This is a genomic window from Negativicutes bacterium, from assembly GCA_018052945.1.
Lineage (GTDB): Bacteria > Bacillota > Negativicutes > JAGPMH01 > JAGPMH01 > JAGPMH01.
Map to the genome: position 1 here is coordinate 1 of JAGPMH010000052.1, position 9614 is coordinate 9614.

Annotated in this window: 11 protein-coding genes, 1 rRNA gene and 2 other annotated features; of the genes, 10 read left to right on the forward strand and 2 right to left on the reverse strand. The window is 33.4% G+C overall.

The annotated features are described in order from the left end of the window. Nucleotides 1-86 (forward strand): 5S ribosomal RNA (gene rrf, locus KBI38_07260); the annotation flags it as partial. A gap of 296 nt (nucleotides 87-382) precedes the next feature. Here rrf and KBI38_07265 read toward each other — a convergent pair. Both KBI38_07265 and KBI38_07270 read right to left on the reverse strand, forming a co-directional pair. Next, the gene (locus tag KBI38_07265) at nucleotides 383-877 is read right to left on the reverse strand and encodes a YajQ family cyclic di-GMP-binding protein (protein MBP8629855.1); all 495 of its coding nucleotides are present in this window, start codon (nucleotides 875-877) and stop codon (nucleotides 383-385) included. Between the two features lie 5 nt (nucleotides 878-882). Continuing rightward, a complete protein-coding gene (locus tag KBI38_07270) occupies nucleotides 883-1140 on the reverse strand; it encodes a hypothetical protein (GenBank protein MBP8629856.1) in 258 nt (85 codons plus the stop codon). Nucleotides 1141-1302: 162 nt separating this feature from the next. Here KBI38_07270 and KBI38_07275 point away from each other — a divergent pair, with 162 nt between their 5' ends. From KBI38_07275 to KBI38_07315, 9 genes are all read left to right on the forward strand, one after another. After that, nucleotides 1303-2142, forward strand: coding sequence for an RluA family pseudouridine synthase (locus tag KBI38_07275; GenBank protein MBP8629857.1), 840 nt, complete (start codon nucleotides 1303-1305; stop codon nucleotides 2140-2142). 120 nt (nucleotides 2143-2262) lie between these two features. Further along, the gene (fba, locus tag KBI38_07280) at nucleotides 2263-3192 is read left to right on the forward strand and encodes a class II fructose-1,6-bisphosphate aldolase (GenBank protein MBP8629858.1); all 930 of its coding nucleotides are present in this window, start codon (nucleotides 2263-2265) and stop codon (nucleotides 3190-3192) included. Between the two features lie 51 nt (nucleotides 3193-3243). Continuing rightward, nucleotides 3244-3462, forward strand: a binding site (T-box leader). Between the two features lie 42 nt (nucleotides 3463-3504). Then, entirely contained in the window at nucleotides 3505-5412 is a 1908-nt protein-coding gene (thrS, locus tag KBI38_07285; protein ID MBP8629859.1) for a threonine--tRNA ligase, read from the forward strand. Between the two features lie 39 nt (nucleotides 5413-5451). Beyond that, nucleotides 5452-5565: a sequence feature (ribosomal protein L20 leader region), on the forward strand. After that, a complete protein-coding gene (gene infC / locus KBI38_07290) occupies nucleotides 5528-6106 on the forward strand; it encodes a translation initiation factor IF-3 (protein ID MBP8629860.1) in 579 nt (192 codons plus the stop codon). Its footprint overlaps the feature before it by 38 nt. Before the next feature lie 14 nt (nucleotides 6107-6120). Continuing rightward, nucleotides 6121-6318, forward strand: coding sequence for a 50S ribosomal protein L35 (gene rpmI, locus KBI38_07295; protein MBP8629861.1), 198 nt, complete (start codon nucleotides 6121-6123; stop codon nucleotides 6316-6318). Between the two features lie 24 nt (nucleotides 6319-6342). After that, nucleotides 6343-6696: a 50S ribosomal protein L20 gene (gene rplT, locus KBI38_07300; protein MBP8629862.1), complete on the forward strand. Its 354-nt coding sequence runs from the start codon at nucleotides 6343-6345 to the stop codon at nucleotides 6694-6696. A 62-nt stretch (nucleotides 6697-6758) separates the two neighbouring features. Continuing rightward, nucleotides 6759-8141 carry a Trk family potassium uptake protein gene (locus tag KBI38_07305; GenBank protein MBP8629863.1) on the forward strand — a complete coding sequence of 461 codons (1383 nt, stop codon included), beginning with the start codon at nucleotides 6759-6761 and terminating at the stop codon, nucleotides 8139-8141. Nucleotides 8142-8151: 10 nt separating this feature from the next. Beyond that, nucleotides 8152-8811 carry a TrkA family potassium uptake protein gene (locus KBI38_07310; GenBank protein MBP8629864.1) on the forward strand — a complete coding sequence of 220 codons (660 nt, stop codon included), beginning with the start codon at nucleotides 8152-8154 and terminating at the stop codon, nucleotides 8809-8811. Beyond that, on the forward strand, nucleotides 8808-9614 hold an 807-nt coding region (locus KBI38_07315; GenBank protein MBP8629865.1), incomplete at its 3' end, for an RNA methyltransferase. The genes KBI38_07310 and KBI38_07315, both read left to right, overlap by 4 nt.

The following is a 9614-nucleotide window of genomic DNA, read 5'->3' on the forward strand; positions in this document are numbered from 1 at the left end:
TTCCCATTCCGAACACAGTAGTTAAGCCTATACACGCCGAGAGTACTTGGTTGGAAACGACCTGGGAGGTTAGGTAGTTGCTGGTTAAGTTAAAAGCACTTGCTTACGCAAGTGCTTTTTTGTATTGAGGAACAATTGTTAAATGGTAGTTAAACGATTGTTAAACTGTGGTGGAATCGTTGAAGTAATATAAGATTTAACTAAAAAGATCAATAAGAAGGCACTAAGGGTTTAAGAAAAAAGCCCTTAGGGGCTAGTAAGATGATTGTGAAACAGTTGTTAAAATATTGAGATAAGGTTTCTACCATTGTTTAAACTATCTTTCAAAAGTAAAAATGTTAACAAAAAAAGCAGCGACTTTATCGCAGTCGCTGCTTTTTTGTTAAGAACGGAAATTATTAAATTGTAAATCTGTACTTAAATCAAGATTTTTCAGTAATGACATTACTTGTTGTAGGTCATCTTTATTTTTGCCCGATACGCGAACTTTTTCATCTTGAATTTGTGCTTGGACTTTAATTTTACTGTTTTTTATTGCTGTAATGATGGTCTTAGAATCTTCTTTGTTAATACCACTTTTTAAAGTTATCATTTGCTTAACAGTACCCTTGGAGGAGGGCTCGATTTTACCGTAGTCAAAGCTTTTTACAGACACACCGCGTTTGATAGCTCTACCTTGTAAAATTTCGATGACATTACCTAACTTAAATTCATCATCGCTGACTACTTTAATCGCTTTATCTTCTAATTCAATACTGGATTTGCTGTTGCGAAAATCAAAACGTTGAGTTAGCTCTTTGCTGGCTTGGTTAACAACATTATCGATTTCTTGCATATCAACTTCCGATACTACGTCAAAAGAACAATCTTTTGCCATAAAAATCAACTCCCTTTATTAGTTTTTATTGTTATAGTTACTGTCTTTTTAAATAAGACATATAAAAAAGCAAATGAACCACCGGCATTAAAAAAGAAGGCAACAGGTTTGGTGTAAAATAAATCAGCACTTATTAATAATGAGATTAATAAAGCAATAGTATATGCTAAAAATGGTTGACCTTCAACTTTTTTTCGTGGTGCTAGCAAATACCAAATTACAAAACCTGAGATACCAAAATAAAAATTAGGAATAATATTCATTGAAGCCCCCAATAATGAACAGGATTTAAATTGAAATTTTAAAATAAATTAAACTATAATCCTGCATAGTAAAGATGGTTACAATTATAATACTTTTTAGTATAATAATCTAGTAGGGAGAAGCTTATGTTTAATTTTATTGTTTCAGAGAATATTTTTAATATGTCATTAAAAGATTTTTTGCGAAGAGAAAAAAATATATCGTTAACAGGCTGGCGCAAAATAAAACGAATAAACATGGTTTATTTAAATAATACTTTAGTAAAACCTTCATTGGCAAAAGTTAATGCAGGAGATAAAATAAGCTATGAATATGATGAGGTAAAATTAATACCACCTTGTGATATTAAACTTGATATTTGCTATGAAGATGAATTTTTATTAGTGATAAACAAACCGGCAGGAATGTTGGTTCATCCGACAGTGAAAAATGAGACAGACTCTTTAGCAAATGCACTTAGTTTTTACTATCAAAATAACGGGTTAAATTATAATTTTCATCCTGTCCATCGCTTGGATAAAAACACCTCAGGATTATTAGTTATCGCTAAAATGCCTCATATTCAAAATTTATTTTCACTAAAAGGCAAAAATACTATTGAAAGAATTTATCAAGCTGTTATAATAGGGAAGTTGAGGCCTAAAAAGGGTACTATTATTGCGCCTATTGCTCGTAAGGCTGGGAGCATTATAGAACGGAGAGTTGATTATCAAGGAAAAGAAGCAATAACACATTATGAAATAATTGCAGAGAAAAACTTCAACTCTTTAGTTGAATTAAAGTTAGGAACTGGACGGACACATCAATTAAGGGTTCATTTAGCACATTTTAATAACCCCATTCTTGGAGATGATTTATATGGAGGAGCAAGTTCTTTTATTCAGCGTCAAGCATTGCATGCAAAAAAAATTATCTTCAAACATCCTATAACAAAGGAAGCAATAGTGATTGAAACTTCTTTACCGGAAGATATTGCAAAAGTGTGGGAAAATTTAGTTTAATTTTTAAAATATTACAAGTGATAATGATTACAAAATAAAGGTAATATGTTATAATTAATTTATGCTTTTACTTTTAGTTCTTTTTAATACTGATTATATTACGTTACTGGAGGGGTTCAAATGCCATTAGTTACATCTAAAGAAATGTTTGAAAAAGCGTATAAGGAAAAATACGCAATTGGAGCCTTTAATGTTAATAACATGGAAATTATCCAGGGGATAATTGAGGCAGCAAAAATTGAACAGTCACCATTAATTTTACAAGTATCAGCTGGTGCTAGAAAATATGCCAGCCATATTTACTTGATGAAATTAGTAGAAGCTGCATTAGAGGATTCAGGGTTGCCGATTTGTTTACATTTAGATCATGGCGAAGACTTTGAAATCTGTAAGGCTTGTGTAGACGGTGGTTTTTCTTCGGTAATGGTAGATGGATCGAGACTACCTTTTGAGGAAAATATTGCACTTACCAAAAAAGTTGTTGAATATGCTCATGCTCGTGGCGTCGTGGTGGAAGGCGAGCTAGGAAGATTAGCCGGTGTAGAAGATGCAGTAAAGGTAAATACTAAGGATGCAACTTATACTGACCCTGATCAAGCCGTTGAATTTGTTGAGAGAACTGGTGTAGATTCATTAGCAATAGCTATTGGGACAAGTCATGGTGCTTATAAATTTAAAGGTGATCCTGAACTTGACTTTGCTAGATTAGAGAAAATATCTAATATGTTACCTGATTTTCCACTAGTACTGCATGGAGCTTCTACAGTACTACCTGAATTTGTCTCAAAATGTAATGAATTTGGTGGAGAAATTATGGGAGCAAAGGGTGTTCCAGAAGAAATGTTATTACAAGCTGGTAAATTAGGGGTATGTAAAATTAATATTGATACTGATTTACGTTTAGCGATGACTGCTTCAATTAGAGAACATTTAGTTAATAATCCTGGCGACTTTGATCCTCGTCAGTATTTAAAACCTGCTAGAAATGCAATTCAAAATATGGTTCAGCATAAGATTAAAAATGTTTTAAATTCCAGCAATAAACTATAGGATATTGTTGACACTGATATAAAAATAGTTATAATTATTTATGTAATATCTTTAAAAGCTAAGATAAGGACAATATAAAAAAGAATCACTTTTTCAGAGAATAAACGTCAAGGCTGTGAACGTTTTAAAAGTTACTTTTTTATTACCACCTTGGAGCTGCTAACTGAAATAATAGTAAGGACAGCCGAGAGAAAACTCGTTATAAACAATTGAGGTGGATGATTTTATATCATCAATCAGGGTGGAAACGCGAGAACTCTCGTCCCTTTTTTAGGGATGAGAGTTTTATTTTTTTATTGGAGATGATTGAAAATGATTAATATTACTTTGAAAAATGGTGATATTAGAAGTATTGAAGAAAACATTACTGTACTTGAATTTGCGAAAGTTTTGAGTAGAAGTTTAGCAAAAGTTGCTCTTGCAGCGAAAGTTAATGACAAAATTGTGGGATTAGATTATGTTTTGACTGAAGACTGTAAAGTTGAACTTTTAACGTTTGAAGATAATGAGGGGAAAATAGCACTAAGACATAGTGCATCTCATGTATTAGCACAAGCAGTAAAAAGACTTTATAAAAATGTCAAATTTGCAATTGGACCAGCGATAGAAAATGGTTTTTATTATGACTTTGAAACAGAAGAACCTTTTACGACAGAGGATTTAGGAAAAATTCAAAAAGAGATGGAAAAGATTATTAATGAAAATTTACCAATAGTTCGCAGTGAGTTATCAAGAGCAGAGGCCATCAAACTGTTTGCAGATAAAGGCGAAGATTATAAAGTTGAATTGATTAATGATTTGCCAGAAGATGCGATTATTTCTCTTTATACTCAAGGGGAGTTTGTTGATTTATGTGCTGGACCGCATGTTGCTAGTACCGGTAAAGTTAAAACTGTAAAATTACAAAGTATTGCTGGAGCTTATTGGCGAGGCGATGAAAAAAGAAAAATGTTGCAGCGAGTTTATGGGACTGCCTTTGAGAAGAAAGCAGACTTGGATGCTTATTTACATATGTTAGAAGAAGCCGCTAAACGCGATCATCGAAAGTTAGGACGTGAACTGGACTTATTTAGTATCCAAGAAGAGGGGCCAGGCTTTCCGTTCTTTCACCCTAATGGAATGATTATTCGTAATGAACTAGAAAATTATTGGCGTGCTGTTCATACTCGATATGGTTATAAAGAAATTAAAACGCCAATTATCTTAAATCAAAAATTATGGCAACAATCAGGGCATTGGGATCATTATCAAGAAAATATGTATTTTACTAGTATTGATGATGAAGCATATGCAATTAAGCCGATGAATTGTCCCGGTGGCATTTTAGTGTATAAAACAAAACAACATAGCTATCGCGATTTACCGCTAAGAACAGCTGAACTTGGTTTAGTTCATCGCCATGAGTTATCAGGAGCATTGCATGGCTTAATGCGAGTACGGAGCTTTACTCAAGATGATGCTCATATTTTCATGTTACCATCACAAATTAAAGCAGAAATTCAAAATGTTATTGATTTGTTTAATGAAGTTTATTCTGTTTTTGGATTAAGTTATCATGCAGAGCTTAGCACTAAGCCGGCTAAAGCAATGGGTTCTGATGAAATTTGGGAAACAACTACCAAGGCTTTACAAGAAGCACTTGAAGATTGTGGAATGGAGTACATTGTTAATGAGGGCGATGGTGCTTTTTATGGACCGAAGATTGACTTTCATTTACGAGATTCAATTGGTCGTACTTGGCAGTGTGGAACAATACAGCTTGATATGTTGATGCCGGAAAAATTTGATTTAACATTTGTTGGCGAAGATGGACAAAAGCATCGACCAGTTATGATTCATCGAGTTGTATATGGTAGTATTGAAAGATTTATAGGAATATTAATTGAACATTTTGCTGGTTTATTCCCATTGTGGTTGGCTCCAGTGCAAGTTAGAGTTTTGACTATTACCGATAAACAATTACCTTATGCTAATGAATTAGCTCTTAAAATGAAGGCTAAGGGTATTAGGGTTGAAGTTGATATCAGAAATGAAAAAATTGGTTATAAAATCAGAGAAAGTCAAATTTTAAAAACTCCATACACCGTAGTGCTAGGTGATAAAGAAATAGAAGAAAATAAAGTCGCAGTAAGAAAACATGGGGAAAATAACAGTGAGACTATAGCAACAGAAGAATTTATTGAAGATATTTACAATAAAATCATTACAAAAAGTATTTGACAATAAACTATAGTAGTGATATTATTATTAAGTAATTTGAATATGAAGTAGGAGCCACCGCTTCTCACCTTATAGCAATTGAGCTGATAGGGTTCAGGATGATTTTGTTGCATTTATGCGGGTGGCTTTTGTCACCCGTTTTCATTTTTTTAGAATAATACAGGAGGTGGATCACATTAGTAAAGATAACTTGAAAATTAACGAGGAAATTCGTGCAAGAGAAGTTCGTGTTAATAGTGCTACTGGCGAGTCTTTAGGAATTATGTCATTACGCGATGCGTTGCAAATGGCAGCTGAACAACAATTAGATTTAGTTGAGGTTGCTCCTACGGCTAAGCCACCAGTTTGCAGAATTATGGATTTTGGAAAATATCGCTATGAACAACAAAAGCGCGAAAAAGAAGCTAAGAAAAAACAGAAAGTAGTTACTGTAAAAGAAGTAAAGCTTCGTCCAAATATTGAACAACATGATTTTAATGTCAAGCTTAAAAATGCTTTGCGTTTTATTGAAGATGGTGACAAAGTAAAAGTTACTATTATGTTCCGTGGTAGAGAATTATCTCATCCGGATCTAGGAAGACAAATATTGATTAAAATGGCAGAAGAGCTAAAAGAATTAGTAGTTGTGGAACGTGAGCCTAAGCTTGAAGGTAAAAATATGATAATGATATTATCACCAAAGCCACATAATTAAAGGAGGATATTAAAATGCCAAAGATGAAAACACGTAGAAGTGCTGCAAAGCGTTTCCAAGCAACTGGTACTGGCGAATTTAAACGCTCAAAAGCTTTTAAACGTCACATATTAGAAAAAAAATCACCTGCTCGTAAGCGTAATTTACGTAAAGCTGGTTTAGTAAGCAAAGCGGATCATGAACGCGTATTAAGAATGCTTCCTTACGCTTAAAATAAATAATTAGGAGGAACTAACATGCCAAGAGTTAAAACAGGCGTGACTGCACATAGACGTCATAAGAAAATATTAAAATTAGCAAAAGGTTACAGAGGTGCTAGAAGTAAGCAATTCAAAAAAGCTAATGAAGTTGTAATGAAAGCTCTTTTCTATGCTCGTCGTGACCGTCGTGCGAAAAAAGGTGAATTCCGTAAATTATGGATTGCTCGTATTAATGCAGCAGCTCGTATTAATGGAATTTCTTACAGCCAACTTATCAATGGCTTGAAAAAAGCTGGTATTGAAGTTAACCGTAAAATGTTAGCTGATTTAGCAGTTAATGATAGTGCTGCTTTTGCACAATTAGTAGTTGCAGCAAAAGAACAACTTTAATTTTCAAATAAAAGAGGCTCTGTTTACAGAGCCTCTTTGTTATATAGAGTTTAATATTTATTATGGTGGTGGATAAAGTGAAACGACCAACATTTTCGCAAATATCCAATTTTACTAATATTGCTGAATGGAGTTTAAGTCCTTATCAGATTTTAACGTTGGGTTTTGCAGGTTTAATTTTTTTAGGAGCATTTCTCCTAATGTTACCGATTGCAAGTGTGAACGGAGAAAGTTTAGGCTTTATTGATGCCTTGTTTACGGCAACATCAGCAACCTGTGTTACGGGCTTGGTTGTAACTGATACCGGAACATATTTTTCGTTATTTGGTCAAATGGTAATTATTTTTCTTATTCAGGCCGGTGGGTTGGGCATTATGACGATGACAACTTTAATGGCGGTTTTGATGGGGAAGAAAATTAATTTACGTGAACGATTAATAATGCAAGAAGCTTTAAATAATTTAAGTTTTGCTGGAATCGTAAGATTAACCTTGTATATAATTAAAATGACTTTATTAATAGAATTTATTGGGGGTAGTATTTTAGCCATAAGATTCTTTTTTGAATTTGGGCCGAAAGGAATTTTTTATGGTTATTGGCATGCAGTTTCTGCTTTTTGTAATGCCGGCTTTGATTTATTTGGTGGCTATAGAAGTTTAGTACCTTATTATAACGATTGGACAGTAAATTTAGTAATTACTTCATTGATTATAATGGGGGGACTGGGTTTTTCCGTATTACTAGATATTAAACAAAATAGAGTTTTTAAAAAATTGACATTACAGAGTAAAGTGGTTTTATCAACTACATTATTTTTAATTATTGCCGGAACGGCAGGAATATGGTTTTTAGAAAATAATAATCAGATGACAATTGCCAGTATGTCAATTAGTGAAAAATTTTTAACAAGTTATTTTCAGGCAGTAACGGTTAGGACGGCGGGTTTTAATTCGTTAAATATTGCGGACTTAACAACGGCAAGCTTATTTTTCATGATCTTATTAATGTTTATTGGTGGTTCACCCGGTTCCACCGCTGGTGGTATTAAGACTACGACTTTTGCTATTATAATGTCAACATTATGGAGTAGTATTAGAGGAAAAGAAGATCCAACTTTATTTTATCGCAGAATTCCCAAACATGTTATTATGAAATCTTTTACTATTGGTTTGATAGCAACAATCTTAGTAGTTGGCATGACGATGATGTTAAGTATTAGCGAGTCTTTTTCTTTCATTAATATTTTATTTGAAGTTACATCAGCTTTTGGTACAGTGGGGATATCAACCGGAATAACAGGGGCGCTTTCTAATCAAGGAAAGTTAATGCTTATTTTAACGATGTTTGCCGGCAGAGTAGGGCCAGTTACTGTTGCTTTAGCATTGGCAATGAAGCATAAGAAAAAAGCAATTCAATATCCGGAAGGCAAAATAACAATAGGTTAAGGTGAGGAAAATGAAAAAAGATCGACAATTTGCAGTTATCGGTTTAGGACGATTTGGGTCAAATATGGCAAAAGCACTTAGTAAAATGGGGTATGAGGTTTTAGCGATTGATAAAAACCAGCATAAAGTTCAAGAGTTTAGTGATGAAGTAACTCATGTAGTTCAAGCTGACACTACGGATGAAAATGCATTAAGAGAACTTGGAATATTAAATTTTGATGTAGTTGTTGTAGCGATTGGTGAAGACGTACAAGCAAATGTATTAACGACATTACAGTTAAAAGAAATTGGCGTCAACTTTATCGTGGCAACTTCGAGAAATAGTCTGCATACGAAATTATTAGAAAAAGTTGGAGCTGACAGAATTGTTGCACCAGAACGTGATATGGCAAGAAGAGTAGCTTATAATTTAGCATCAACCAGTGTTATGGATTATATTGAATTATCGCCACGCTTTAGCATCGTAGAAATAACAGCACCGAAAGCCTTTCAAAACAAAACTATTGCAGAGTCTAATATTAGAGCGAAATATGGAATCAATGTAGTTGCAATAAAACGTGGTGAAGATTTGATAATATCACCATTACCAAGTGAAAAAATTATAAAAGATGATATTGTGGTAGTGGTAGGAAAAAATGAGAGTATCAATGGCTTGGAGGCGTTGGAGTGATTGAAACTATAACCAGTGTTCAAAATCCTCTAATTAAAAGAATTGTTAACTTAAAACAAAAAAAATATCGCGATAAGGAAAATTTATTTATTGCTGAAGGTGTAAGATTAGCAGAAGATGCTTTAAAATCACTAACTAACATAAAATATTGTTTTTATACTAAAAACTCTTTAGAAAATAAAAGAATTATGGCTATTATTGAAAGGTTAAAAACTGAACCGATAAAGCTGATAGAGGTCAGTTTATCAGTTTATGAAAAGATAACTGAAACTAATGAGCCACAAGGGATTATGGTTATATTGCAACATAATAATTATAATTTAAAAGAATTTGCTAAGTTGGAAAAGCCGTTTTTGATAATCCTTGATACGATACAAGATCCTGGTAATATTGGCACTATTATTAGAACCGCGGAAGCATCAGGCTGTAACGGGGTAATATTAACAAAAGGATGTGCTGATATATATGCAGGAAAAACAGTAAGGGCAACGATGGGGGCAATGCTTCGATTGCCGATTGTTACAAATGTTTCACCGGAAGAGCTGATTGTATTTTTCAAGGAAAATGACATTGAATTATTTACAACTGAAATAACTAATGGTAGAGAATATTATAACGAAGAATATAATGTGCCACTGGGACTAGTTTTTGGCAATGAGGGTAACGGTGTTAATCAGGAATTGTCACAGAAAATAAAAAAGAAAATTTACATTCCAATGATTGGAGCAGGAGAATCTTTGAATGTTGGAGTTGCGGCTGGGATAATTATGTATGAAGTTTTTCGTCAAAGAAATTGTATTACT